This window comes from Bremerella cremea, from assembly GCF_039541315.1.
In the GTDB taxonomy this organism is placed as follows: Bacteria; Planctomycetota; Planctomycetia; order Pirellulales; family Pirellulaceae; genus Bremerella; species Bremerella cremea.
The window spans coordinates 259,563-283,894 of record NZ_BAABFZ010000009.1 but is presented as its reverse complement, the minus strand read 5'-3'; the positions used below and the strand labels follow the sequence as shown (position 1 = coordinate 283,894).

Annotated in this window: 23 protein-coding genes; 13 read left to right on the top strand and 10 right to left on the bottom strand. The window is 56.9% G+C overall.

What is annotated here, in order from left to right:
• Positions 1 to 2 precede the first annotated feature (2 nt).
• A complete protein-coding gene (gene smc / locus ABD890_RS24695) occupies positions 3 to 3,605 on the top strand; it encodes a chromosome segregation protein SMC (protein WP_345095644.1) in 3,603 nt (1,200 codons plus the stop codon).
• A gap of 84 nt (positions 3,606 to 3,689) precedes the next feature.
• Here the strand turns inward: smc and ABD890_RS24690 are convergent, their stop codons facing one another.
• The 4 genes from ABD890_RS24690 to ABD890_RS24675 form a co-directional block, all read right to left on the bottom strand.
• Entirely contained in the window at positions 3,690 to 4,814 is a 1,125-nt protein-coding gene (locus tag ABD890_RS24690) for a cell division protein ZipA C-terminal FtsZ-binding domain-containing protein (protein ID WP_345095642.1), read from the bottom strand.
• Between the two features lie 99 nt (positions 4,815 to 4,913).
• Positions 4,914 to 5,795, bottom strand: coding sequence for a hypothetical protein (locus ABD890_RS24685; protein WP_345095639.1), 882 nt, complete (start codon positions 5,793 to 5,795; stop codon positions 4,914 to 4,916).
• Positions 5,792 to 6,283, bottom strand: coding sequence for a hypothetical protein (locus ABD890_RS24680; RefSeq protein WP_345095637.1), 492 nt, complete (start codon positions 6,281 to 6,283; stop codon positions 5,792 to 5,794). The genes ABD890_RS24685 and ABD890_RS24680 overlap by 4 nt, the downstream gene beginning before the upstream one ends.
• Before the next feature lie 114 nt (positions 6,284 to 6,397).
• On the bottom strand, positions 6,398 to 7,339 hold the full coding sequence (locus ABD890_RS24675; protein WP_345095635.1) for a hypothetical protein: 942 nt from the start codon (positions 7,337 to 7,339) through the stop codon (positions 6,398 to 6,400).
• An 872-nt stretch (positions 7,340 to 8,211) separates the two neighbouring features.
• Between ABD890_RS24675 and ABD890_RS24670 the strand changes: the two genes are divergently transcribed.
• Complete coding sequence (locus ABD890_RS24670; protein ID WP_105353146.1) at positions 8,212 to 8,784, top strand: helix-turn-helix domain-containing protein; 573 nt, start codon at positions 8,212 to 8,214, stop codon at positions 8,782 to 8,784.
• A 142-nt stretch (positions 8,785 to 8,926) separates the two neighbouring features.
• Here ABD890_RS24670 and ABD890_RS24665 read toward each other — a convergent pair whose 3' ends face one another.
• Together ABD890_RS24665 and ABD890_RS24660 are read right to left on the bottom strand one after the other, a co-directional pair.
• Positions 8,927 to 9,874 carry a DUF1559 family PulG-like putative transporter gene (locus ABD890_RS24665; RefSeq protein ID WP_345095625.1) on the bottom strand — a complete coding sequence of 316 codons (948 nt, stop codon included), beginning with the start codon at positions 9,872 to 9,874 and terminating at the stop codon, positions 8,927 to 8,929.
• A 58-nt stretch (positions 9,875 to 9,932) separates the two neighbouring features.
• Positions 9,933 to 10,352, bottom strand: a complete 420-nt coding sequence (locus ABD890_RS24660) for a hypothetical protein (RefSeq protein WP_345095623.1) — start codon at positions 10,350 to 10,352, stop codon at positions 9,933 to 9,935.
• A 640-nt stretch (positions 10,353 to 10,992) separates the two neighbouring features.
• Between ABD890_RS24660 and moaC the strand changes: the two genes are divergently transcribed.
• From moaC to ABD890_RS24645, 3 genes are all read left to right on the top strand, one after another.
• On the top strand, positions 10,993 to 11,484 hold the full coding sequence (gene moaC, locus ABD890_RS24655) for a cyclic pyranopterin monophosphate synthase MoaC (RefSeq protein ID WP_345095621.1): 492 nt from the start codon (positions 10,993 to 10,995) through the stop codon (positions 11,482 to 11,484).
• Positions 11,485 to 11,503: 19 nt separating this feature from the next.
• On the top strand, positions 11,504 to 12,511 hold the full coding sequence (locus ABD890_RS24650) for a polyprenyl synthetase family protein (protein WP_345095620.1): 1,008 nt from the start codon (positions 11,504 to 11,506) through the stop codon (positions 12,509 to 12,511).
• Positions 12,512 to 12,733: 222 nt separating this feature from the next.
• The gene (locus ABD890_RS24645) at positions 12,734 to 13,783 is read left to right on the top strand and encodes an alpha/beta hydrolase (protein WP_345095618.1); all 1,050 of its coding nucleotides are present in this window, start codon (positions 12,734 to 12,736) and stop codon (positions 13,781 to 13,783) included.
• Here the strand turns inward: ABD890_RS24645 and ABD890_RS24640 are convergent.
• Both ABD890_RS24640 and nrdR read right to left on the bottom strand, forming a co-directional pair.
• Entirely contained in the window at positions 13,768 to 14,394 is a 627-nt protein-coding gene (locus ABD890_RS24640) for a hypothetical protein (protein WP_345095617.1), read from the bottom strand. The genes ABD890_RS24645 and ABD890_RS24640 overlap by 16 nt on opposite strands.
• A gap of 237 nt (positions 14,395 to 14,631) precedes the next feature.
• Positions 14,632 to 15,114, bottom strand: coding sequence for a transcriptional regulator NrdR (gene nrdR, locus ABD890_RS24635; protein ID WP_345095615.1), 483 nt, complete (start codon positions 15,112 to 15,114; stop codon positions 14,632 to 14,634).
• A gap of 344 nt (positions 15,115 to 15,458) precedes the next feature.
• On the opposite strand from nrdR, the gene ABD890_RS24630 reads away from it, so the two are divergent.
• Positions 15,459 to 16,031 (top strand): PH domain-containing protein, encoded by a 573-nt coding sequence (locus ABD890_RS24630; protein WP_345095613.1) that lies wholly within the window; start codon positions 15,459 to 15,461, stop codon positions 16,029 to 16,031.
• An 89-nt stretch (positions 16,032 to 16,120) separates the two neighbouring features.
• Here ABD890_RS24630 and ABD890_RS24625 read toward each other — a convergent pair whose 3' ends face one another.
• The gene (locus ABD890_RS24625) at positions 16,121 to 16,978 is read right to left on the bottom strand and encodes a deoxyribonuclease IV (RefSeq protein ID WP_345095611.1); all 858 of its coding nucleotides are present in this window, start codon (positions 16,976 to 16,978) and stop codon (positions 16,121 to 16,123) included.
• Positions 16,979 to 17,114: 136 nt separating this feature from the next.
• On the opposite strand from ABD890_RS24625, the gene ABD890_RS24620 reads away from it, so the two are divergent.
• Together ABD890_RS24620 and ABD890_RS24615 are read left to right on the top strand one after the other, a co-directional pair.
• Entirely contained in the window at positions 17,115 to 18,176 is a 1,062-nt protein-coding gene (locus tag ABD890_RS24620) for an ADP-ribosylglycohydrolase family protein (protein WP_345095609.1), read from the top strand.
• 140 nt (positions 18,177 to 18,316) lie between these two features.
• Positions 18,317 to 19,003: a hypothetical protein gene (locus tag ABD890_RS24615; protein ID WP_345095607.1), complete on the top strand. Its 687-nt coding sequence runs from the start codon at positions 18,317 to 18,319 to the stop codon at positions 19,001 to 19,003.
• On the opposite strand, the gene ABD890_RS24610 is transcribed toward ABD890_RS24615, so the two are convergent.
• Entirely contained in the window at positions 19,000 to 20,589 is a 1,590-nt protein-coding gene (locus tag ABD890_RS24610) for a hypothetical protein (RefSeq protein ID WP_345095605.1), read from the bottom strand. The two genes, ABD890_RS24615 and ABD890_RS24610, sit on opposite strands and share 4 nt — an antisense overlap.
• 246 nt (positions 20,590 to 20,835) lie before the next feature.
• On the opposite strand from ABD890_RS24610, the gene ABD890_RS24605 reads away from it, so the two are divergent.
• From ABD890_RS24605 to ABD890_RS24585, 5 genes are all read left to right on the top strand, one after another.
• Complete coding sequence (locus tag ABD890_RS24605; protein ID WP_345095603.1) at positions 20,836 to 21,036, top strand: SEC-C metal-binding domain-containing protein; 201 nt, start codon at positions 20,836 to 20,838, stop codon at positions 21,034 to 21,036.
• A gap of 98 nt (positions 21,037 to 21,134) precedes the next feature.
• A complete protein-coding gene (locus ABD890_RS24600) occupies positions 21,135 to 21,581 on the top strand; it encodes an AAA family ATPase (RefSeq protein ID WP_345095601.1) in 447 nt (148 codons plus the stop codon).
• A complete protein-coding gene (locus ABD890_RS24595) occupies positions 21,571 to 22,341 on the top strand; it encodes a tRNA(His) guanylyltransferase Thg1 family protein (protein ID WP_345095599.1) in 771 nt (256 codons plus the stop codon). Before ABD890_RS24600 ends, ABD890_RS24595 begins: the two co-directional genes overlap by 11 nt.
• Before the next feature lie 159 nt (positions 22,342 to 22,500).
• The gene (locus tag ABD890_RS24590; RefSeq protein WP_345095597.1) at positions 22,501 to 23,193 is read left to right on the top strand and encodes an RNA ligase family protein; all 693 of its coding nucleotides are present in this window, start codon (positions 22,501 to 22,503) and stop codon (positions 23,191 to 23,193) included.
• Positions 23,190 to 24,302 carry an AAA family ATPase gene (locus tag ABD890_RS24585; RefSeq protein WP_345095595.1) on the top strand — a complete coding sequence of 371 codons (1,113 nt, stop codon included), beginning with the start codon at positions 23,190 to 23,192 and terminating at the stop codon, positions 24,300 to 24,302. The genes ABD890_RS24590 and ABD890_RS24585 overlap by 4 nt, the downstream gene beginning before the upstream one ends.
• The last annotated feature ends 30 nt before the right edge of the window (positions 24,303 to 24,332 follow it).

Here is a 24,332-nt window from a genome sequence, read left to right as displayed (position 1 = left end):
CCATGCTGAAAGCCTTAGAGCTTCACGGCTTTAAGAGTTTTGCCGACAAGACTCGCCTGGAATTCCCGGAGGGAATCACGGTGGTTGTCGGCCCCAATGGTTCCGGCAAATCGAACATTGTCGACGCCATCAAGTGGGTTCTTGGCGAACAAAGTGCCAAGAGCCTGCGTGGTAAAGAAATGGCCGACGTCATCTTCAAGGGCTCGGCCGCCCATGGACGCAAACCGATGAACGCCGCCGAGGCGACCATTGTGTTTGATAACTCCGAGGGAACTCTGCCGATCGACGCCCCCGAAGTCCACGTCACCCGGCGTGTTTTTCGTAGTGGCGAAGGCGAGTATCTGATCAATCGCCATCCGTGCCGCCTCCGCGATGTGAAAGACCTTTGCCGCGGCACCGGGATCGGCACCGACGCCTACAGTATTATCGAACAGGGAAAAGTCGATACCCTGCTTCAGGCCTCGCCCCGCGATCGCCGCGCCGTGTTTGAAGAGGCAGCCGGTATCAGCCGCTTCAAAGCGAAGAAGATCGAAACCCAGCGGCGTCTGGAACGTGTCGAGCAAAACCTGGTTCGCCTCTCCGACATTGTCGAAGAAGTCGGCTCGCGCTATCGCAGCATCAAAGCCCAGGCAGGCAAGGCTCAAAAATATCGCGAATACACCGAGCGGCTTCAGCTTCTGCGAACCGTCGTCGGGATGCAGGACTGGAACAGCCTTTCGGTTCGTGTCGATCAATACTCAAGCGAGCTGGAAGATCTCCGCAAGCAGCAAGCGAGCGCCCAAGAGATCATCGCCACGGCTGAGGCAGGTCTGGAAGGCTCCGAGGCCCGGCTCTTTGAACTGCAAAGTGCCCTGGCCGAAAAGGAAGAACAGCATGCCCGCCTGTCTCAGCGGCTCGCGACAATTCATTCTGCCTCCGGCATGCAGTACCGTCTGCTGATCGATCTGGAGCAAGAGTCAGGCAGTCTTTCGCTGAACCTCGTTCGCAACATTGCCTCGCTCCGGACGCTTTCAACCGAACTGGCTGCCTCGAAGCAGCATCTGGCCAAATCGCGTACGCAGCGCGACGTGGTCTCGGCCGACCTGGAAAGCGTGGAAGCAGCCACGCTCGAAGTTCAGACCGAAATCGAAGCCAAGCGGGAACAAGGCGAAGCTAATCGTCAGCAACACCTGGAACTGCTGCGTCACGTTTCGACGCTCGACAACGCCCTGGGCGCGGTCAAGGCTCGTATCGAGTCGGATCGCAATCAGTTGGAAGGCATCGAGAAGGCGATCGAACGAGACGAAGTTCGCCTGGAAGAACATCGCAGCGAACTGGAGCAACTGACCGAAGACGAAGGTGGCTTGGTCGAACACCTGTCGACCGCTCAGGCCGACGTCACCGACGCCAAGGGTTTGTTGCGGCAGAAAGAACAAGAAGCGGCCGATATTCAGGCCGACTTGGATGCGTTGTCGCGTCGCCGCGCGGTCGCTGCCGAACGAGCCTCGGTGCTCGACGAACTGGAACGCACCAGCGAAGGGGTGAACTCCGGCGTCAAGGAAGTCCTTTCCCGAGCCCGCGTCGAACGCTTGCCACTGTTTCAGTCGGTCATCGGCCTGGTGGCGGACGTGGTGCGTGTCGATGTCGAATATGCCCGATTAATTGAAATCGCCCTGGCCGATTCGGCTCAGTTGGTGCTTCTGGAAAGTGGCGACCTGCTGCAACAGGTGCTCGAACGCGAAGTCATCTTCCCAGGCCGTGTCGGTCTGCTCGATCTGCAGGCACTGCCGGCTCAAACAAACGAAGAACCAGACGGCCTTCGCGACGAGCCAGGAGTGCTGGGTAGTGCCCTCGACTTTGTTGAAGCGGAAGAAGAGTTTCAGCCGGTTGCATCGTTCCTGCTGGGTGGGATCTGGTTTGTCGACAATGCCCGCAGTGCCTTGCAACTGCGAAAGCGTTACCAGCAGCCGCTGCGGTTTGTGACCCGCGACGGCGAAATGTTGGAAGCGGACGGCCGCGTTTATGCCGGCCCGACGACGAACGTGGGTGGTATCATCTCGCGACGTAGTGAACTGCGAGCTCTGCGGAACGAAGTCGAGAAGTTGGAAGACGCTCACGAGAAGAAACTCGCTTCGCTGACCGACTTGCAAAATACAGTGTCGCAGCAGCGTCACTCACTGGAAGAACTGGTCGGCCAGCAGCAGCAGGCGTCGTCGGTGCTGACGGAGCATCGCCTCGTTAAGCAGCGGCTCGAATCGCGGATCGCCGATGCTGATTCGGAGCTGTCGAAACGCCTGGAGCAGCGCGAAACGATCGAGACCCGCGTCGAGAACGATTCGAAGCAGCTCGAACAGCAGGAAGTCGAACTCGCTGCGACCCGTCAGACCATTGCCGAGTTGGAAACCAACAGCGAACAACTCACACAAATTCTGGGCGAACTGGAAGCGAGCCTCAGCGATAGTCGCAGCCAGATCACCGGCTTGAAGGTCGAGCTGGCCCGAGCCGAACAGCAAGTCGAATCGCACGAGGCAACCAGCCAGCGTCTGCAAGAGAACCTGGCCGAGCGTACGCAGGCGATCGACGAGATCCATGGTTCGATCGAACAGAACCGCAGGAAGATCGAGAATCAGCAGCTGGAAATCTTGCGAGCTACCAGCGAGTACGCTTCGGCGATGCTGAAGCTGAACGAATCGCAGGAAACATTGGCGACGGAACGCTCGGTTCGCAAGCAACTGGAAAAAGAGAAGGCCGAGCATACCAGCAAGCTGGTCGATGCCCGGCAGAAACAACGCACGGCCGACGATCAGCTGCACCGCAAAGAACTGGCTTTCACGGACCTGCGGCACGAGCGAGGCACGCTCGAACGACGCCTCCGCGATGACTACGGGATTGAAATCTCAGAGACAGAACTCGATCTTGAAGCGGTCGAACTGCCCGGCGATCGAGCCGCCATCGACGAAGAGATTGCCGATCTGCGCCGGAAGATCAGCAACATCGGTTCGGTCAACATGCAGGCCCTGCAAGAGCTGGACGAGTTTCAGACACGTTTCGAGCAGTTGGATGGTCAGTTAAAAGATCTGACCGAAGCGAAAGAGTCGCTCGAACGCATCATCAGCAAGATCAACGTCGACAGCCGTCGGCTATTCGAAGAAACGCTGGAGACCGTTCGCAGCAACTTCCAGGTCATGTTCCGCCGCGTGTTTGGTGGTGGGTCTGCCGACATCATCATTGAAGAAGGGGTCGACATCCTGGAAGCGGGGATCGACGTGATCGCCACTCCACCTGGGAAGAGCTCTCTGAACATCTCGCTGCTCTCCGGTGGTGAACGTGCCCTGACGGCGGTGACGTTGCTGCTGGCGATCTTCCAGTTCCGTCCGAGCCCGTTCTGTATTCTGGACGAAGTCGACGGTCCGTTGGACGAAGCGAACATTGGCCGTTTCGTCGACGTGCTGAACGGGTTCCTCGATTGGACCCGCTTCGTGATCGTCAGCCACTCGAAGGCCACCATGGCCGCTGCGACCACGCTGCATGGCGTGACGATGCAGGAATCAGGCATCTCGAAACGGGTGAGCGTCCGCTTCGACGACGTCAACGAAACGGGCGACGGCGATGTCTCGGTCGCTTAGAACCACCCGAACCGAAGAGGCTCGTGCGATGGTTTGATGAGGTTCGCTAGTCTTCCGAGTTGGGGCCCTGGCGATCAGGCAGTTCTAGAACAGTTGCAAGGCACTGTCGCTTCCTGGCTGAAAGCCATTCTCGGTCAGGATGTCTGCCATTTGGCGAACCTCGTTCGTGGCATCTTCCAGAGACATCCGGTCTTCACCCACCTGGTAATGAATCGTTCCGCCAAGTCGCTTCTGGGCATAGTGGGCCGCCGTGTCCATTCGTGAAATCACCTCGAGCGGGGCGGCCGAGCGAGGAATGCTGAACAAGAAGATTAGGTCTTCCGTTTGCAGTTCGCCGGCAGCGATTTGCTCTGGCAGGAAGAACCCTGGCGGCGTGGTGCTTTCGACGCTGAAGAAATAGTCGTCGCCGATTCCGCTCGGATTCTCCCAGTGGAAGCAGTCCATGTCGCCCCAGGTCAGCCCCAAGCAGTGCATCACATCCCAGATGTCGCGTCCCTCGAAGACCGTTCCCTCTGGGGCCTGGAGTTGAATGATGAAATACTTGTCGTATTCTTCGGGCAGCTCGGCCAGCTCCTCAGTCCGGGCAAACGCTTCCTTTGGCAGTCGGCTTGGCGTGATGTTGGCTGCGATGGAATGTTCCTGCAACACGGCGCTGGTCGCGTCCAGGCGTTTCTGGAAGCCGAGTTCATTACAGATCGACTCGGGCCCTTTCCAGGCCTGGAAATAATCCCAGGCAAGTTGAACCGCGGTGACCGATTCCGGTCCGTCGGCGGCAATCGCGTAGGTCCATTGATTGGTCTGGGCATCTTTGCCGAAGATCGTGGGACGTCCTTCTTCTTGGTCGAACGTTCCGTCAATGATCTCCTTTAACTGGGCTACCGAGATTTGCTCGAGCTCGGTGAACTCGATTTCAATGACCCATTCGACGGCTGGGTTCGGAGCGTACTCGGCCTCTTCATTCTGGTTGCTTTCCAGGTCGGGCAGATCGATCGGCTCGAGCAGATGTCTGACATCCTCGCTCCCTTGCAGAGACAAGACCGCTTCTGCACGAGCCTTCGACTGGCTTTGCGTGCTGAGCACAAACTCTTCCATCGGATCTTGCTGCGACATACCACTTTCTCCACAACCCAAAAGTACAAGCATGCCTAGAAGCAGTGCTTGGCGAATCCAATTGCCAACCATCGTGACGAGGAATTGCGGCCAGGTCATCGTTAGCCTCGCGAAAAGAGGAATGGCATCGTTGTACTGAAGCAGCCCCTGGAAATCAATTCCCTGGGCTCGGCGGGCAAACGATTCCGCGGCGACCCCCTACCGGCTATGAGAATAATAAAACAGCCGTTCCTCGTCGCGGTCGTAGGTGATGGTAAGGCCTTGGTCTTCGACATGCCAATGGTATACCCAGCCGCTTTGGACGATGTGCGGGACCAGCGCCAGCGGCGTGGCCGGGTCTTCCGAGAGAAACTTAAGCGATGCTTGCGAGATGGGCTCGAATTCCCAGTCGTCGCGTTCGGCCTGCCAGGCAAGGAACGACGCTTCATCGAGGTGGCATTGATACCGAATCGCGTACGAGGTTCGTCGGTACGTCACCTCCCTAGCACCAGAGGGCAGTCCCAGGGGCGTTTGCTGCGGATCGACTCGGATCCCTTCGTTTGGCTTGGTCAGTGGGATGCCGATCCCCAGCACAATGGCCAGCACGCCAAACGCCAATAGGAGTTCTTTCAAGCTGAAACTTCCTGAAGCGGCCGGCCAATACCCTTCCGCGTTCGCGGCTCGAAGCTGGTGGTACCAACGCCAATGCGAAACAATCACCACCAGCACGGCAAGATCGATCACGAGCACTACGGCCACGACCACAAGCGGCGATTGGCTTGATCCCAGTTCCGCAAAGCCAAGCGGCTGCGTGACCACCAGCACCAGAGAAGCGGCGGCGACGCACATCGCCAGAATCCTCGCGGCTGCGCTAGAGTCATGGCGAAAGGTCGAGCGGTATTGTTGATAAAGGAAGTACAAGGCAGGCGGAATGAGTAGCACCGAGCCCGCCGTAAAGCAAACCTCCCAATAGATCAGCCCTGGCAGCATGATACCGATCGTAGCCGCCGCCGCGCCGATGGTTATCAGCGCGGCCAATACCTGAACGAAGCCAGGCCTCGGTGCTGAGGGAATGGGAGCAATGGGCTGGGTTTCGTTCATGACACCTGCAATTGAACTCTTTGGATCGCGAATGCCAGAGCAACCAAGATCCCGGCGAACAAAGCGATCGCGTCGACGATCGTGAACGCCTGACCGATTTCAGCATCGGCTGCTGCATCACGTGCTTTCAGGCTTTGCCACCATTGTGCATTCAATACGAACCAGGTGATATCGCAGACGAAGGCGAGTAGCACAAGAATTGGAATCGCACCTTCAACGACGCGAGAGTCGTGCTCGAACACCAAAAAGTGGGCAATATTGGCGATCAATATACCAAATGGCCCAACGCAGCTTGTAGCAAGGCTGATGATCGGCAGCAGTGCTGACATGATCATACAGAAGCGGGCGGCGGAGGTTTTTTGGCGGAAGGTCGAGCGATATTGCTGCCAAGCCAGCATGCCTGGCCCAACAATGCTGCAAAGGACGAGCGTGGCTAACTCGCGACGATCGTGAATCAAATGACCGCTCGAGTAGATCGCGCTCAGCATGACCCCTGCGACCCAAGAATGGTGCCGATCGCAAAAGAGATTTCGAGAACGTTGGGGCGTGGAGATTGCATGCCGCCAGCTTAGCAAGCGAAAGCTTACCGGTCGCGGATTTGGTCAATCGATCGCTTCCCGGTGATAGTAGGTCCGCTGCTCTGGATCGTCCGGGACCCACTGCACTTCGTGGCGATAGCCATCCAGCGTCCAACGCACGACGTTGGCTCCGTGCAGCTTTTGGTTTTGCAGAATGGATTGTGGATCGTATGACTCTGGTGCCAGCGAAACCGAACTGGCGGGGGCTGCCTGCTGGTAGTCGAAATCGTGGGCCTCTGAATCGAGTTCGATTTGCGTCACCCATTGTTCGTTGTCTTCTGGGTGGGCGATCCACTCGGCAACGACCTCTCCGCTGGGAAGTTTCAGGAAGTGGATCTGTGTCGCCCCGATGGGTGTGTCGAAGGGAACCTCGCTGTTCGAAAGCCCACTTCCTTGGACAGGCGGAAGGTCAGGGACAGTGCCGCCAACTCCGGCAAACGGAAATGCCATTAACGCCAGCACGGCGGTGATTCCCAACAGTTCGTACAGCGTGAACGCATTGACCCGGCCGATTGGTTCGCCCGCTTTGCGCGCCTTCTTCAAGACGGAGAGCCACCGCGGATTGACCATTAATGAAACGATAATCAGCGTCGATGCGATTAACTGCAAGATGCCCAGAATCGCCCCGACATCCCCGAGTGGTGCGAACTGCCGGTTGAACGGAAGGATCAGCAACGGAAGACCTCGAATCGCGAACAGCGCTGCCAGGACGATCGCGACGATGGTGGCAACGGACGAGTGTCGAAACGTGCCCATGTATTGGGTGACAAGCAGCCCACCTCCGATGGCGATCACGAAGCCACCAATTCCCAGGAAGTACGGATTGCTGGCGACCAGCTTGGCGCAGAAGCCAATTTGCAAGGCCAGAACAGCAATCAATGCGAGCGACACCGTTACCTGGTAGGCATCGGGCTGAACCGGAGCAGGCTCGTCGGCAATTTTTTCTGATTCTTCATCGGTGTTCATGCCACCCACGATACCAATCGCTGCTAGCTCGTTCCATATGCAGCCTTACCAAAGATGTCGAACCGGATGGTATGGCTTGGCGTATGAGTGTCATGCCTGCCTGAGAACGTTCTGGCCTCTGCTCATCGGAAGCAACTGTCCAGGCAAAGTCGCCGGTTTTCGCGGTGCCGCCGGTTCGGCATGCCGTGGTACGAAACCGACAACCGGCAGTGGCCTTTTGTTCGGCGGTCGCAAATAATTCCTTGCGCACGGACAATCCGCTAGCGGCAGAACATACCGTTAAAACCGGAACAATCTGCAAGATCTGGCCGTGACGTTGGTGGCGAATTTGAAGATCGCACCAAACAGATCGGAAAGATGCTAAAGAAAGTACCCCCGAAACTTCGAAATTAACCTTCGGAAGGCCTGTTACACACTTCCCGATTGCAGCACTTGTTGCAATTGGCGTGGGTAGTTAGCCGGCCAAGGGGGGAATCTATAACAAGCTGAAGCTTGCGCATCAGAGCGTGACCTCGCTCCTGCGTCAGTTGTTCTGTTTGGGATTCTCCCATTGGTCACCGCATCGCCGAACCGCTGCGAGAGAGGTGAATGAGGTTTGTTCTTCGGAACGCTCCTTGTGAACTAAGTCGTGAGTAGTGGATCCGGTTTCCGCTTGAACGGCGCGGTTCAGAAGGATCTGAGTACGAGCCACAAGAGAAGCAGCGTTTGTAGCGCCCTGACCCAGACATTGACGACAGACGACTCTCCCATAGCCGTGAGCGAGGGATCGCCAGAGGAGTCCAAGTCGGAGATGAGGGGCGATTTTCGTGTTTCCGTCAGAACCGGAAGCACAGTGGAGGTCAACTCAACGAAAGAGTAATGGAGAGCCTGTGATGAAGGTCTTCACAACAGGACAGGTCGCAAAGATCTGCAAAGTGGCCCCCCGCACTGTCAGTAAGTGGTTCGATTCGGGCCGCCTTAAGGGGTATCGTATTCCTGGATCCCAGGACCGACGCATCCCGCGGGAATATTTGATTAAGTTCCTGAAGGAACACGGAATGCCCCTTGGCGACTTGGAAGACGAAGCCATGGCCAAGGTGCTGATCGTTGCTCAGGACCAGGTATTGGTGGAAAATCTACGTCGCGAACTTCCGCTCGAAAAAGCATTCAAGGTCTGCGTGGCCGCGAGTGGTTTTGAGGCGGGAATTCAAGCCGAAGGTTTTCACCCGGACTGCATTATCGTGGATTTCTCGATCGGACGTATCGAGGCATTGCAGATTTGCCAGAATCTGCGTCGGAATCCGGACTTCGCGGAAACGATTCTGATCGCCTTGTTGCCCGATGATGGAAGCTCTATGAGCTTCGATCGCTCCACGATCAATGAGACGTTCAAGAAGCCGTTTGACGCGGCTCTGCTGGCTGAACGACTACGAACCTTGATCGGTGCAAAGAAGGAATTGGTTTAACGACCAATACCTTGAGGGTTACCACAATCCGAGCTTAAAAAAACGCCGCGATGCAAGTCGCGGCGTTTTTTTGCGCGCTGCCGGCACGCTTGAATCACCGACTGGACGTACTCTGCGCGCCCAGCCAACAACAACCGTGGGATTAGAGCTGGCCCAGCACGTTGCCGTCGTCGCGGTTGCTGAGGTTACGCCAGGTGTTCAAGTCGATGGTCTCGGCAATGAAGCGAACCGAGCCATCTCCGAGTGCCGTCTGGACGCCGCCGGGATGCTGACTACGGGCAGCAACATTGAACCACAAGCCCTGGTATTGGCAGTCAGGGCTGAACGGATTGGGCGTGTACTGGGTGTTGAAGAAGACGTCGATGTACTTGCTGATCAACCACGAGTCTCCGTTGCGCTCGTCGGTCGCTTCGGTCAGCGTTCCCGAGATGCATGACGGCCGTGTCGAGTTGTTCGAGTACCACTTGCCGTGCAAGATCTCGGCGATTGCCATCGTGTTGGAAAGGCCGTCGGTGACATCGGCGAAACGCATATCGCCGTTGGCTGCCATGATCCCCTTTCCTTTCTGAGGCCCGATCACGGCTCCCCAGCCTCGGTTGTTAATGTCGTTGCCACCCACGTTCCAGGCATGCCCCACGCACGCGGCATAGTCGGTCGGTGCCGTTTCTTTGGTCGTGGTTGTCCTTGGATCGTCGGCACTACTCGGGCAGCGATACGCGGCGATTTCGATCTTGGCGATATCGGGGTTCGAGGTGTCGTAGCTGTTGTTGGTGTAGTTTACCTGGGCATGCAACGCGACTTGTTCGATCTGCGGCAGAATCCGAGCCAGCCAGGTCGTACGGTTGGAAGACCACGGCGACCCATCATCGACAATCAACGCCCCGATCGGAAAGCGTCCGAAGGCATCGTGATAGGTGTGCATGGCCAGCGCCATCTGTTTCAGGTTGTTGGCACACTGCATCCGGCGAGCGGCTTCACGGGCCTGTTGAACCGCCGGCAGCAGCAAGGCAATCAGCACGCCGATGATCGCAATGACCACCAGCAGTTCGACCAGTGTGAAACCCGGTCGCGACTTGGTACGAGTCGACATGATACGGCTCCTTGAGGAAAGGAATGATGAAGGGGCGTAAGTCGGAGTCGGCGAGGTGTTATTTGTCGAGCGAGAAGTCGATGTTCTGATCCCCGGCCTCGACCGTGACGGTCAAAGTCGAGTTGATGTTGTACTTCGGTGGAATGAACTGGATGAACTCTTCGACCTTCTGGCCGGTGGTGATGTCGGTCACGATCTTGCCGGAAGGCTTGTCGCCGAAGATCTGCACCTGACAGTCGCCAATCGGTGCACCACGGCGATCGTTGACGTCCGATTCTGAGTCGTAGGTGCCATCGGTGATCTTCAAGGCGATGGGCGAGACATCGGACGGGATGAACATGATCACTCCGGTTTCGATCGGTATGCCGTCGTAAGTGACGGTTCCTTTCACGGTGGCGCGAGGAATTCCGTCGCCGCCGCAGCCAGCCAGAGTGAAAACCAAACAAGAAAACGCCAGGGCGTAGAATCGTGCTCTCATAAGACGATCGAATCTCGATAGGAAAGGTGAATGATCGCGGGAAGAGACCCTTCCAGGGCCTACAGACGCGCACAGCTCGGCCTGAGTCAGGCGGCGTGTGGCAGTGGGTTGGCAATCGGCGAGATCGTCAGCAGCTATGGCTAAGAAAGGGAGAAGCCCAAGTGGGGTCCGCAAAATAAATCTGCTCGAGGGAATAACCCATCCCTTTAGGTGGCTTTAGTGCTGCTTTCGTTGTAGTAGTTGCCTAATGGGGTGTAAAAAGAAAAACCGCGAGAAAGCTATAAAAGTGTTCCGGTGCTTTTCTGGCTTGCGTATTTCTCCCTGTTGCTCATCGGGAACGGATGTCACCAACTGAAATGCGAGCCATTCCCGCGAGATTGGCGATGAAGCCTTTGCTGACCATGGTCTGCGGGCATTCGCTTCTTTTTTCGGTCGCTGCTTGCCGAAACCGAGTTATGCCGATTCTCTGTGGTGCGGTTTTGCTCCTCAGAGGGGCAGATTGCTGGGGCGAAAGCTCAGTTGAGGACGACTTTCCGAAGGTTGTTGCTTGTCGTGCTGGAAAACGCGAGAACGCCCCTACTGGAAACGGCCAAATCGCCGTAACATGGAGGAATTCGCGGTTTTACGTTTCGAGGGGCCAATGGCCGAATTCACGCATCTCGATAGCTCTGGCGCGGCTCGCATGGTCGACGTAGGGCAAAAGCAGGCAACCCTGCGAGAAGCGGTGGCCGAGGCTTGTGTGAAAATGGAAACCGCTACGGCTGACGCCATTCGCGAGAGCCGAAATAAGAAAGGGGAAGTGCTGCAAGTCGCCCGCCTGGCCGGCATCATGGCTGCCAAGCGAACCGACGAGCTGATTCCCCTCTGTCACGGACTTCCTCTGGAAAGTGTGGAAGTATCGTTTGAGTTCACCGAACCTACGATCCTTCGCATTACCACGGTGGCCCGCGTGACCGCCAAAACTGGTGTCGAGATGGAAGCGATGACGGCTGCTTCCGTTGCCGCCCTGACCGTATACGACATGTGCAAGGCGATCGATCGATCGATGGAAATCCTGCATGTTCGCCTGATGAAAAAGTCAGGCGGCAAGTCAGGCACCTACCAACGATCAGCCGATCAAGAAGCCGAGTAGAAAGCGAATCGAGATCAACGTGAATCCTGCTACCAATCAAACTCCGGCGGCTCCGAGTGCCGATGCATTGATGCGTTGCTACGGTGGGATCGGCAGCGACTTGACTGAGGTCGAAGCGATTCTGAAGCGTGAGATGTCGTCGAAGTTTCCGGCCGTGAGCGATATCGTCTCGTACGGTTATCTGCTCGGTGGGAAGCGTTTGCGGCCAGCCTTGGTCCTGCTGTGCGGTCAGGCCTGGAGCGGTCTGTCGGCCGACCATCATACCCTGGGCGCCGTGCTCGAGATGGTTCACACCGCGACATTGATTCACGACGATGTGCTGGACGGGGCCGATACCCGTCGTCACCTCGAAACGATTCATCACCGCTGGGGTACGGAATCAAGCGTGCTCGTCGGTGACTTCCTCTTCACGCACGCCTTTTATCTGGCCAGCACCCTGCCGACCACCTTGGCCGCGCAGAAGATCGGTCAGGCCACCAACGTGGTGTGCGAAGGGGAACTTCGCCAGATCACCACCAAGGGCCGCTTTGACCTGGCCGAAGAAGAATACCTCTCGATCATCGAAGCCAAGACCGCCGTCTTGTGCCAATGTGCATGCGAGCTGGGGACCCTTTATGCCAACGCTCCCGAAAATGCGAGTAAGCAGGCCGCCGAGTACGGTCGTTGCCTCGGGATCGCATTCCAGATTGTCGACGATTTGCTCGACATCGAAGGGGACACCGATCGCACCGGCAAAACACTCGGCACCGACCTTGCCCAGCGCAAGCCAACATTGCCGATCATTCACGCGTTGAAGGTTGCCCCGCCAGAAACTAAGAAGCAGATGCTGGCTGCGCTGCAAGCCGAAACGCCAGACGCTGCCCAGGTCATGGCCTGGCTGGAAGAGTTCGACAGCGCTGCGTACGCCCGTGAAACGGCGATTCGCTACGTCGAGACAGCTCTCGGTTCGCTGGCCGAATGGCCCGACAACGATGCGACCGGTGCCCTGCGTCAACTGGCGGAATTCGTCCTGAAGCGTTGCTACTAATCGCAACGCTGTAGAAACATGTCACCCCAGGCAGGCGACCCTCCGCCCTGCCCTTCTTGGTACATAGCCGCCGCTTGAAAATCAGCTGCAGCGGCCTGGTGACGCCGCATGAACTTGGCTGGAAACGCTTCCGGTAAGAGACTTTTGCCGGACGTTGGTGTATTCTGAAAAGATCCCCACACCTTCCTTCTAGCCCCTCACTCCGAATCAGGATCCCTCCTCATGTCTTGTCGCTGGACTGCTCGTGCTGCACTGCTGCTTTTGACTTGTCTTCTCGTTTCGACCGCTACCGCGGAAGATCCGGCCCCTTCGCTGGCCGACCCGACGGCCAATGGCGATTTCGTGATTGGCCCCGATTATCATGTCGATCCCGATCTGACCGACCAAGGCAATCCGAAGGGAAAGCTGTTCGAGTTTTCGATGCCACTGGCCGAAAGCAAGATCTTCAACGGCAAAGACGCGACGCTTGATCCGAAAAAAGATGTTCGCACCGCGCGCAAGATTTTCGTCTATGTCCCAGCCGCCTATCAGGATGGAACGAAGGCGCCGGTCTTGGTCACGCTGGATGGCCCGAGCCGCTTGGACCTGGTGCGGAACGCGCTGGATAACCTGACGATCTCGAAAGATCCCAACCGCAAGCTTCCTCCGTTCATCGTCGTTTCAGTGCAGAACGGTGGCAACGACAGCTACGGCAGTCAGCGTGGTCTCGAGTACGATACGATGTCGGATCGTCACGCTCGTTTCATCAACGACGAAGTCTTGCCCGCCGTGCTGAGCAATCCGCAGATCAAAGCGGCTTACCCGCACATCGCAATCACCGAAGACCCCTGGGGCAAGGCGATCATGGGATGCAGTTCCGGTGGCGCGGCAGCGTTGACGGCTGGATGGTTTCGGCCTGACTTGTTCCGCCGCTTGATCACCTACAGCGGAACCTTCGTCGACCAGCAGGATGACGATGCCGCGGAAGAAAAAAACTATCCGCTCGGAGCGTGGGAATACCACTCGAACATGAAGCTGATCGAGAACGCCGACAAGAAGCCGCTGCGAATCTTCACCCACGTTTCCGAGAACGATAATCGCGCCAAAGACCCGGAAGAGACCTATCACAACTGGGTGATGGCCAACTATCGCACCGCCGCCGCGCTTAAGGCGAAGGGTTACGACTATCGCTTTATCTTCAGCAAAGCGACCCGTCACTGCGATCAGAAGGTCTACAAGCAGACCCTGGCCGATACGCTGGTTTGGGCCTGGCATGGTTACGGCAGCAAGTAATTCGACGGTGGCAATGGAATCGAAGCGCGGATCGCTTTGACCCGCGCTTTGTGATAGTGCGTCGCGAAGCCAATCTGTAAGGCAACCAGCAGCACAAAGATCAACAAGTGCCAGGCCGAGAACTGATGATTTAGTTCCGCCTTGGCGCCCAGTTGATAACACTTTCTCAGACTCCGCGTCCAGTCAAGCTGCACCAGGCACAAGAGCGCCAACGGAATGACCAGCACGAAGATCGGAGCAGTTCGCCATGTTTGCGTGCTTGACCAGACGAGCGTGAAAAGTCCCAGGTTTAAGCCCACCAGCATTAGAAGGCCCAGCATCGCCAGCGCGATCGCACTGGCGACCCAGCTTCGTAAGAAGACGCCGATGTACTGCAGAAGGACCAGCGATCCGAACCAACTGACCGACAGCATCGCGAGAAACAGAAATCTTCGCGACGGGTACAGCAGAAACTCGACGATCGAAATGGTCGAGAGGATCAGCGAGCCAGCAATCATCAAGATCGACATCACCACCAGGAACAGCGAGGGACTGGGAAGCGTGATCGGTTCGACCGGCTTTTCCCAATGCCGTTCTTCTGGCGTGAGCGTGGACGCGTCGAAGAACTCCATCTGCCAGTCCTTTCAAGCTGAGGAGTGATCGGTCAGAAACGTGATAGGGCCGCTTTCTTTGGTTATGCCCGATCACCGCGACGAATGCCAGCGAAATGAGTCCTCTTCTGCCTGACCAGGCCCGCTCACTACGCACCCCGTAGGTTTGCTGCAGGTTGGCTCGCTGGCCAACGGCAAAGTTCTCAGACAGGCCTGCGATTTCGCGTAGAACGCGTTGGCCGTGCAGCGGCTGCCAGATTAGCTGGAAGGCTTCGGCACGCTGGGGGCGTACTTTTTAAGCATCGGCTGCAACTCGTCGACGAAGTCGCGGACGTCTTTGAACTCGCGATAGACGCTGGCGAACCGGACGTAGGCGACCTGATCAATCGCGTGCAGATGCTGCATCACCATCTCGCCAATCAGACGGCTTTCGACTTCCCCTTCGTACTGCGAATAGATTTCGCTTTCGACGGCCGCAACGATGCCTTCAATCTGGGCCTCGCTGATGGGACGCTTCCAGCATGCCAGAGCCAGGCCGCGCTTGATCTTTTCCGGAGCAAACGGTTCGCGAACGTTGTCCTTCTTGATGATCTTGATGTCCAGCTCTTCCACACGTTCATAGGTTGTGTAGCGGCGTTTGCAGCCCAGACACTCGCGTCGGCGGCGAATCGAGAAACTGTCCTGGCTTGCGCGTGAATCAATCACACGGTCGTTGTCGGCTCGACAGAACGGGCATCGCATAGGGCATACTCGAAATCGCGGGACCACCACCAAAAAAGTTGTGGAAGGGCCGCCAGGGAAACAGCTTCAATCTTCATAGTTTGGCCTGAAACCGCGAAATGAGCAAGCTAAGTCTGGGTGAGCAAACAAGATAACTGCGATTTCCCTTGAGCCGCCCAAAAGTTGGGAGAGGCTCTGTTTCGAAAGCTAGTTGTTTTTTCCCTCTTCTCGAATCTCTATAATGACCCGGAAAACGATCAAGAATGGTCTCGTTTTTGCGAATATTGTGGGACAACGACCACATCTCCATTCCAAGAACCACCCAGGCAACCGCCTGACCCCCAATTGTTAGAAGGAAACGAGCGATGGACGCGAGTAATCCGAACGATGCTGCCATAGATCCAGCCGAAAAGAATGTTGAAGACCAGTCGCCCCAGGAAAAGTTCACTGCGGGCCGTAAGCGTGGCGAGCGCGGACCTGACGAAAAGATCTGGAGCGGCGGCTACTCGGCGGTCGACCAGAGCGGCAGTTTCATCGTTCTCACGTTGATTACCGTCGGCTTGATTGTCGGTGGGATCTTCCTGTGGCCGATCTTGCTGGCCATCCCGGTCCTGTGGATCGGCCAATTGATCCGCGTCTGGTGGATCAAGATGGGGGTTTCGTACGAACTGACGACTCGGCGATTCATGCACGAACATGGCGTGATCAAGCGAACGACCGACCGAATCGAGGTGATCGATATCGACGACGTCACCGTCGAGCAAGGGATCCTCGACCGAATGTTCAACGTCGGAACCATCCGCATCACCTCCAGCGACCGGACCCATCCTGAACTTCGGATCCCTGGCATCAAGGACGTGAAGAAAGTCGCCCTGATGATGGACGATGCACGTCAGGCCGAACGCGATCGCCGTGGTGTTTACATCGAATCGGTGTAACCGTCTGACGATTGAGCAAAAGATCATAAGCAGTCAGGCTGGAGCAAACTCCAGCCTGACTGCTTTATTTGACGGCGAAAGCGATATCTCTATTTGACCAGCGAGTGCAGCGTCGCCAAGTTCTTAGCGTCGTGCTGCACGCCGTCTTCCTCCCCTTTCGGCGTTTCCAGATACATGGGGATCTTCTTGAAGCGTTTGTCGTTCATGATATGGCGGAAAGCTTCCACACCGATCTTGCCTTCGCCGATGTGATCGTGACGATCGACGCGGCTTCCCAGTTCCTTCTTGCTGTCGTTCAAGTGAATGCCACGCAGCTTGTCGAAACCGATCAGCTTGTCGAACTCTTTGAAGGTCGCCTTGAAATCTTTCTCGTCCGAAATCGGATAGCCGGCGGCGAAGATGTGGCAGGTATCGAGACAGACCGCGACCCGTTCACCTTGCTTGACCCCTTGCAGAATCGATTGCAGGTGTTCGAACTTGTGGCCGATGCAGCTTCCCTGACCGGCGGTTGTTTCCAATAGCAACGTCACCGGGCAGTCAGGCAACTGGGCATGCAACTTGTCGATGGCCTGGATGATCCGCTCGATCCCTTCTTCCAGCGACGAGTCGACAAACGCCCCTGGGTGGAAGACGAGATTCGGAATGCCCAGTTGCTCGCAGCGTTCCATTTCAACGCCGAGGGCTTCGATCGACTTCTCCCACAGTTCGTCCTTGGGGGAAGCGATATTGATCAGGTACGAAGCATGACAAAGCGGCGCCCCGACCTTGTGCTTCGCCATCGATTCCTGAAACAGCTTCACATCCTTATCGGTGATTGCTTTGGCCCGCCACTGGTTATTGTTTTTGCAGAATAACTGCACCACGTTCATCTCGAACTCAGCAGCAGCATCGACGGCCTTATAATAGCCGCCCGCGATCGACATATGGGCACCGAGGAGATGTGGCATGAAGAAAAGTCCTGATAAAACTAGCTACAATGAATCCGAAAGATGGTTTCGTCTTTCTGCCAAAGTAAACGTAGCAAATGGGACGTGAATCGCCCACCAGACGTCGGCGTTTCCAACATGAATTGAGTCGAGCGGCATGAACGAAAAAATGATCGAAGGGTGTCTGCTCGGTACGGCGGTTGGGGATGCACTAGGATTGCCGTTCGAAGGTTTGTCCAAGAAGAGGGGGCAAAAGCTTCTTGGTTGTCCAGGCAACTTTCATTTCCTGTTGGGGCGAGGCATGGTCTCCGATGATACGGAACATACCTGCATCGTTGCGCAGTCGCTGGTGCTCTCTGTCGGCAACGTGGAAACGTTTCAGAAAGCCTTGGCCTCCAGGTTTCGCCGGTGGATTGTTTTGCTGCCTGCCGGTGTTGGTATGGCGACCGCTAAAGCATGTATCCGGCTGCTAGTGGGCTATTCCGCAAAGACATCGGGCGTCTGGTCGGCAGGCAATGGACCTGCCATGCGAAGTGCTATCTTAGGGGCCTACTTCGGCGATGACGTGCATTCGATGCAACCGTTCGTCCAATGCAATGCAAGGATCACCCATACCGATCCTCAAGCAGAGTTGGGGGCGTTCGCGATTGCATTGGCGGCGAGTCTGGCCAGTCGCGGGCACCAGGTTGCGTCTCATGAGTTGGTCGATACCTTCCAGGAAATGACAAGCCAGCAGCCCGAGTCCGCCCCGTTTGTTGAGCTGTTGAAACAAATGGCACAGAGCATCGATCGAGGCGAGACTACCGCGGAGTTCGCCCAGTCGATGGGCTTGAGCCAGCGGGTTGGTGGGTACGTTGGTCATTCGGTGCCGGTGGTGCTGCATTGCTGGCTTTCGAATCAAACCGATTTTAGCAACGCCGTCATTTCGATCATCGAGTGCGGCGGCGACACCGACACAAATGCTGCCATGGTAGGTGGGATTGTTGGCGCTCGTGTTGGCAGAGTCGGAATACCGCAGCGCTGGCTCGACGGCATCTGCGAATGGCCGATGACGATTGAGCGAATGTCGCAGCTCGCGAGTCAGCTTGCGAAATCGAAGGAGTTACAAGTCCCTGGTAAACCGGTGTCGGTCGGCGCGATCGGTCTTCTTTTGCGTAATGTGTTCTTTTTGCTCGTCGTGTTGTTTCACGGCTTCCGGCGGTTGCTTCCTCCCTATTGATTAGGGGCCATCGTTCCCGGCCAACGGTACTGTTGTCGCGGCGAAGGCGAAGGAGAGTTCACAGCCGCCGGAGCGAACCCCAACGTGCTTTCCCTTGTCGTACCGCTGAATCCAGAACTTTCCAATCCATAGGAGCTGCTGTGCCGTTCTCGCTCGATCAGGTTGTGCCGTGGGGGAGATCTTGGGATGAATACCTGCGAATGTTCGCCATCGATGATCGCGATTTGCAGCGAAAGATCTTGGGCTGTGCCGATGGCCCGGCGGCGTTTCAAGCGGAAGCCAATAAACGCGGCGTTTCGGTGATCTCTTGCGATCCGCTGTACGCCTTCTCTGCGGCGGAGATTGAATCGCGGATCGATGCCTGTTTTGAAACGGTGCTGCAGCAAACCGAGCGGAACCAGGATGGTTTCATCTGGAACGATGCGATCCCCAATGTCGCGCAGCTCGGACACACCCGGCGGGAAGCGATGCAAACGTTCCTCGCCGACTTTCCGGCCGGCAAACAGGAAGGCCGTTACATCGCGGCCGAACTGCCTGATCTTCCGTTTCCGGCCGATGCATTCGACCTGGCGTTGTGCTCGCACTTTCTGTTTCTCTACGATTCGCTGGGCGTCGACTTCCATGTCCGCTCGGCCAGGTCGTTGCTGGCGGTGGCCCAGGAAGTTCGCATCTTTCCCCTATTGCAGCTCGACCGACAGCGATCCCCTTTTGTCGACGTGGTAACCGCCGCCGTTCAGGCCGACGGTCACCATGCCGAAGTCATCGAAGTCGATTACGAGTTTCAAAAGGGAGCCAGCCAGATGCTCCGGCTGACTCGCGCTGGCTAGTCGTCGAGCGGCTCGCCGGCGGCAAGCTTCTCGAGCGTGTCACGGACATCTTCGTCAGGTTCTTCTGCGATTGCCCGCTCTAAGGCAACGGTCAGCTCGTGACCCCATAACGGCTTGCCCCAAGCATCCATCGCCGTGGCCACCATATTTCGCGAACGAATGATCGGACTCCGCAGTCCACATAGCAGCAGTTGCCGACCATGGCCAGGAAACTTGCGGAGCTCTTGCAGCACATATTCCAGTGCACTGTGCTGCTGCCATTCCAGGCCGAGCCCCATTTCCAGTCCGGGACCGGTGGCCAGTTCGTCGAGGTTCAGCAGTTCCTCCGCCAGGGCGACCACTTCCTCGATCCGGTCTTCGTTAGCGTGAGTCGCCAACTGATACCAGTTCGACCCATTGCCAGGATCGCGGCGAACGTGGGCAACTTGCGTCTCCCACGCATCGATCCCCAACGAGTCGGCCGCCGACAACGCCATGAAGTACTTACACGCGTCGTCACTCTGAAGGTCCGCTTCGGCGAGCGTGACCCACATAGGACGCTGCAAGATGGCATCGCAATCGACCGCAATCGCCTGACGAAGCTCTTCCGTCCAGCCGAAGTCGACCAGTTGATCCCAATCCGCCGTTTCGTTGCGAACGTAGTTGCGGATCTCTTCCAGGGCGTGGAAGTGCTCCAGCGATTGAGCCGCAGACATCATATGATCGACAAACAGTCGTGTCGCACGGGGACCATCCTCGTAGCAGCTCATGTCCTCCGCAGGTCCACCCCGGATCAACGCGGTCAGCAAGTCGCCTGCTCCGTCGAGCAGTGGCTGGTCGACCACCGCCGCTGCGAGCGCGGTCAGCAAGTCACCAGTCACCGCGCACGTGTAAGCGAGGTACTCGTGTAAAACACCGTTGCGATATCCTTCCCGCAGCAGCCAATGCTTGATCTCAGGGTTTTCGGTATCGGCGAGTCGTTCAACCGTTTGCACGCGGCCCCAAGACGTCGAATTCTTCGCCAGTTCCCATAAGGCCAGCTCCGACCCTTCGGTCAAGTTGGTCAGTGCGACGGCGCAGAACAACGTGAATTCGTCGTGGCGACCGAGGGTTTGCAATACCTCCGCATGGGGCGGCCAATCGAAGATTCCGATCAAGGCGATCCCGAACTTCACCGGCTCGCGGTCAGGCGACTCGGTCGCCAGCGAATAGCCCAGCTCGTATAAACGCTGTCCGTCGACGGAAGCCTCGCTGACAATTGCCTTCAGGACCGCATCGATCAGGCCGAGAATCTGTTCATCGAGTGCCAGGTCGTAAACGGCTCGCTTGTTGGCAGCGGTCGGCTGGTGGCAATAGGCGATCACGGCCGCGGCGATTTCGTGGACCTGCTGGTCTTCTTCAGGGCCTGACATGTGATGCGAAAAGACGCCGTCGAGGGCACCTGGAGCAAACCGAATCGTCTTGCCGGCGTTCACCTTCTCGTGGTCAGGCAGTTCGTAGCCTTCCTGGTTCAGGCCGGGACCTTCCTCTGGAATGTGCTGGCAGATGTGTTCGTAGATGGAGGGATGCTGATCCCAGGGCATCGTTTCTAGGTTGGATTCGGTCATGGATTGCTCCTGCAATTCGATCGCTTCGTGGGAGCGGCCCCGATGGCCGTTCCTTGTCGCTGATGACATTTCGATATGAACGGCTCAGACACCTGACTGCTGGCACCGGTTCGACAGAAACTTTTGGCGAACCTTTCCTGGGGGAAACTTGTCGTAGTGACCAATGCTTTCCGGCGAACGGTGCCGGATCCAAACCAAACCAACCACTTTCGATAAGGAGAGATCCCATGGATACCAACGACATGAATGAATTCGAGCAGGAATCTTCCTTTCGAGCCAATGAGCAAACGTCGGCGTGGTTTCCCTTCGGAAACTAACGTGAAACGCGGCGTACGGATCGTCCATGGCGACAAGCTTCTGCAAGAGAAGCTGGGCCGCAACGATCTTTGCCCGTGTGGCTCGGGGAAACGATTCAAAAAGTGCTGCCTGAAGAAAGGCCGCTTTTGATGGTGCCAACCGAGACGACTACTTTTAGGGAGTAACCTTCCCAGAAGCCCGCTCGGTGCGTGATCGCCGGGCGGGCTTTTTTCGTGGAAGGATGCGATATGGAAGCGATCATTTTTGTTGGAATTCCTGCCTCGGGCAAGTCTTCGTTTTATGCCCAGCGGTTTGCCAGCACGCATGTCCGTATCAGTCGCGACCTGTTGAAGACGAAGTACCGGGAACAGCGTTTCATCAAAACCTGCCTGGAAACGAACCAGTCGATGGTCATCGACAACACTAGCCCGACCCGGCTCGAGCGGCAGCGACTGATCACCTTGATTCAATCCTCGGCGATGCCCTGCCGCGTGGTTGGCTACTATTTTCAATCACGGATCGCCGACTGTTTGCGACGGAATCAACGACGCCCAGATGCGGTGCCGGAGGTTGCGATTATCGCGAAGGCGAAACAACTGGAACTGCCGAGCCTGAGCGAAGGTTTCGAGAAATTAGTGTACGTCCGGCTTACCGAGACCGGGTTTGAAGTGGAGCGGTGGAACGATGAAGTTTGACGTTTTAGATCGAATGATGCGCGTCTTTGAGACGTCGGCCGACTTGTGCGTGCTGCCAGGCATGTTCATGGTGGCCCGTCTCGACGGTCGTCACTTCACCCGGCTGACCAAAGAGGAAGGCAACTTCGAGGTTCCATTCGATGTTAGATTTCGCGACTGGATGGTCTCGACGACCGAGGCCTTGATGCACTGTGGCTTTCGCGTGTTGTACGGCTTCACGGAGAGTGATGAGATCTCACTACTGCTACATCCTGATGAACAGGCCTTTGGACGGAAGCTGCGGAAGTACAACTCCACTCTGGCGGCCGAAGCGAGTGCTCATTTTTCGTTGAAATTAGGCAAGGTGGCAACGTTCGACTGCCGTATTTCGCAGTTGCCAGGTCCGCAGAAAGTCGTCGACTACTTTCGTTGGCGAAGTGAAGACGCGTCGCGGAACGCGCTGAACAGTTGGTGCTATTGGACACTGCGGGATCAAGGAGAATCTCGACGGGGTGCAACGCAACAGTTGAACGGCCTGGCGACTTCCAGAAAACGAGAACTGCTGAGGTACTACGGAATCGAGTTCGACCAACTCCCGGCTTGGCAACGAAGAGGCGTCGGCTTGTATTGGAAACGTTTCGCTCGGAAAGGCACGAATCCGCAAACGGGCGATCAGGTCGGCACGTTTCGGCGTAGCGTTTACGTCGAGTACGAACTTCCTAGCCAGGCTGAATATAGCTGGCTGATACAGCAACTGCTGGCGCCCGCGTTGACCACGTAAAAAACGCGTGGATGGTTCCAGGTTCGCCATTTTCCTATAGTCAGCGGTCGTCGATCGCGTTACAGAAAAGGATTCTGGCCGGCGTGTTGTCGGCGGAAGTTGTGAGAGACGATGGGTACATCACACGGAAACTTTACGAAATATCCACGGACGCCCCACTTGTTTGGTTCGATGGGAACCGACGACGACAAGCACCTGGGCGAGGCGGAGTCGTGCGAGCTGATCGCCGATCCTTCGCTGATTGTTGAAGAGAAGCTCGACGGAACGAACGTTGGAATTCATTTCAGCGACGACGGCCAGCTGGTGCTTCAATGTCGCGGGCACCTCATTACCGAGGGAATGCATCCGCAGTACGACTTGTTCAAGCAATGGGCCAATGTGAAACGTTTCACCCTGGAAACCCAACTCGAGAACCGGTACTTGCTATTCGGCGAGTGGCTGTATGCCCGGCACACGGTGGCTTACCACCAGTTGCCGCACTACTTCTTCGAGTTCGATATTTACGACAAGCAGCAGCAGGTGTTTCTCGACTTGGAACGTCGGATGGAACTGCTGGCAGGGACCGGGATCGTGACGGTGCCGGTTTTGCATCATGGGGCCATTTCAAGAAAAGAGTTGGTGAAACTTGTCGGGGCATCTCGCTACAAGAGCGAATTCCATAACCCGGACGATGGCCGGATCGACGACCGGATGGAAGGGCTTTACGTGCGAACGGAAGCCGACGGAGTGGTCACGGCCCGGGCCAAGTTCGTGCGACCCGAGTTCACCGAGAAGATCAAACAAAGCACCCATTGGCAACAACAAGTGATGGTCCCCAATCAATTGGCGGACGGAGTCGATATCTGGTCATGAACTGGCAAGAACTACAACACGCATCGCTCGACCGCTTGGTCGGTTGGGCCGAAACGCAGCCGTGGTGTCGCGCCATGGCCGAGTGCGCTCAGGATGCGCAGTGGCATGCCGAAGGGGATGTCTGGACGCATACTCAGTTGGTGCTTCGCCAGTTGGAAGAGCTTGAAGCCTGGCCAACGATCGGTTCGCACGACCGAACCGTTTTGAAGTTCACGGCGCTCTTTCACGATGTGGCCAAGCCGCTGACAACGCGACTCGACGAACTGACCGGACGGATTACTTCGCCGAAGCATGCCGTCAAAGGAGAGCACGTCGCACGGGCCGTGCTGCGCGAACTTGGCTGCGATGTGATGACGCGGGAAACCATTTGTCGACTGGTGCGATACCATGGTCGGCCGGTCTTTTTAACCGAACGAGACGATCCGCAGCACGAAGTGGTGCGGTTGTCGTGGATGGTGAACAATCGGCTGCTCTATTGGTTTGCGTTGGCCGACTCGCGTGGCCGCGATACCGATAGCATGTCGCGACCAGAAGAGAACTTAGACCTCTGGCAACTGGTGGCCGAAGAAGTCAATTGCTTCGATCAGCCTTACCCGTTCGTTTCCGATCATGCCCGGTTCACGTTTCTGCGAGCAACCGAGCCTAACTTGTATTACGTCCCACACGAGCAGTTCCGCTGCCGCGTGACGTTGATGGCAGGCTTGCCTGGCAGTGGCAAAGATACGTGGATCCAGCATCATCGAGAAGAATGGCCGGTGGTGTCCCTGGACGATCTTCGGCAAGAGATGGAGATCGATCCGACCGAAAACCAAGGTGCCGTCGCCCAGGCCGCGCAAGAGCGTTGCCGCGAATGGTTACGGGCCGGAACGTCGTTCGTATTCAACGCGACCAACACCATGCGTCAGACGCGTGGCCGTTGGCTCGACTTGTTTGCTTCCTACGACGCCCATGTCGAAATCATTTATTTGGAGCCTGACTTCCGCGAGATCCTGCGTCAGAATCGAGCTCGCACGCAGCGTGTGCCGGAAGGGGTGATTCGCCGCCTGGCCGATCGATGCGAGCCTCCAACATGGTGGGAGTGTCATCGTCTGCAGTACGTCGCGTCATGACGCCTTCATTTGTTTCCTTTGCCTTTCGCA

What these genes read in the sequence shown, in the direction of transcription:
- ABD890_RS24595 (WP_345095599.1), top strand. Translation starts at nt 21,571, where the DNA reads ATGAAGTTTGACGTTTTAGATCGAATGATGCGCGTCTTTGAGACGTCG.
- ABD890_RS24630 (WP_345095613.1), top strand. Translation starts at nt 15,459, where the DNA reads ATGGACGCGAGTAATCCGAACGATGCTGCCATAGATCCAGCCGAAAAG.
- ABD890_RS24600 (WP_345095601.1), top strand. Translation starts at nt 21,135, where the DNA reads ATGGAAGCGATCATTTTTGTTGGAATTCCTGCCTCGGGCAAGTCTTCG.
- nrdR (WP_345095615.1), bottom strand. Translation starts at nt 15,114, where the DNA reads ATGCGATGCCCGTTCTGTCGAGCCGACAACGACCGTGTGATTGATTCA.
- ABD890_RS24645 (WP_345095618.1), top strand. Translation starts at nt 12,734, where the DNA reads ATGTCTTGTCGCTGGACTGCTCGTGCTGCACTGCTGCTTTTGACTTGT.
- ABD890_RS24605 (WP_345095603.1), top strand. Translation starts at nt 20,836, where the DNA reads ATGAATTCGAGCAGGAATCTTCCTTTCGAGCCAATGAGCAAACGTCGG.
- ABD890_RS24625 (WP_345095611.1), bottom strand. Translation starts at nt 16,978, where the DNA reads ATGCCACATCTCCTCGGTGCCCATATGTCGATCGCGGGCGGCTATTAT.
- smc (WP_345095644.1), top strand. Translation starts at nt 3, where the DNA reads ATGCTGAAAGCCTTAGAGCTTCACGGCTTTAAGAGTTTTGCCGACAAG.
- moaC (WP_345095621.1), top strand. Translation starts at nt 10,993, where the DNA reads ATGGCCGAATTCACGCATCTCGATAGCTCTGGCGCGGCTCGCATGGTC.
- ABD890_RS24680 (WP_345095637.1), bottom strand. Translation starts at nt 6,283, where the DNA reads ATGCTGAGCGCGATCTACTCGAGCGGTCATTTGATTCACGATCGTCGC.
- ABD890_RS24690 (WP_345095642.1), bottom strand. Translation starts at nt 4,814, where the DNA reads ATGACCTGGCCGCAATTCCTCGTCACGATGGTTGGCAATTGGATTCGC.
- ABD890_RS24675 (WP_345095635.1), bottom strand. Translation starts at nt 7,339, where the DNA reads ATGAACACCGATGAAGAATCAGAAAAAATTGCCGACGAGCCTGCTCCG.
- ABD890_RS24610 (WP_345095605.1), bottom strand. Translation starts at nt 20,589, where the DNA reads ATGACCGAATCCAACCTAGAAACGATGCCCTGGGATCAGCATCCCTCC.
- ABD890_RS24670 (WP_105353146.1), top strand. Translation starts at nt 8,212, where the DNA reads ATGAAGGTCTTCACAACAGGACAGGTCGCAAAGATCTGCAAAGTGGCC.
- ABD890_RS24665 (WP_345095625.1), bottom strand. Translation starts at nt 9,874, where the DNA reads ATGTCGACTCGTACCAAGTCGCGACCGGGTTTCACACTGGTCGAACTG.
- ABD890_RS24585 (WP_345095595.1), top strand. Translation starts at nt 23,190, where the DNA reads ATGAACTGGCAAGAACTACAACACGCATCGCTCGACCGCTTGGTCGGT.
- ABD890_RS24620 (WP_345095609.1), top strand. Translation starts at nt 17,115, where the DNA reads ATGAACGAAAAAATGATCGAAGGGTGTCTGCTCGGTACGGCGGTTGGG.
- ABD890_RS24685 (WP_345095639.1), bottom strand. Translation starts at nt 5,795, where the DNA reads ATGAACGAAACCCAGCCCATTGCTCCCATTCCCTCAGCACCGAGGCCT.
- ABD890_RS24660 (WP_345095623.1), bottom strand. Translation starts at nt 10,352, where the DNA reads ATGAGAGCACGATTCTACGCCCTGGCGTTTTCTTGTTTGGTTTTCACT.
- ABD890_RS24640 (WP_345095617.1), bottom strand. Translation starts at nt 14,394, where the DNA reads ATGGAGTTCTTCGACGCGTCCACGCTCACGCCAGAAGAACGGCATTGG.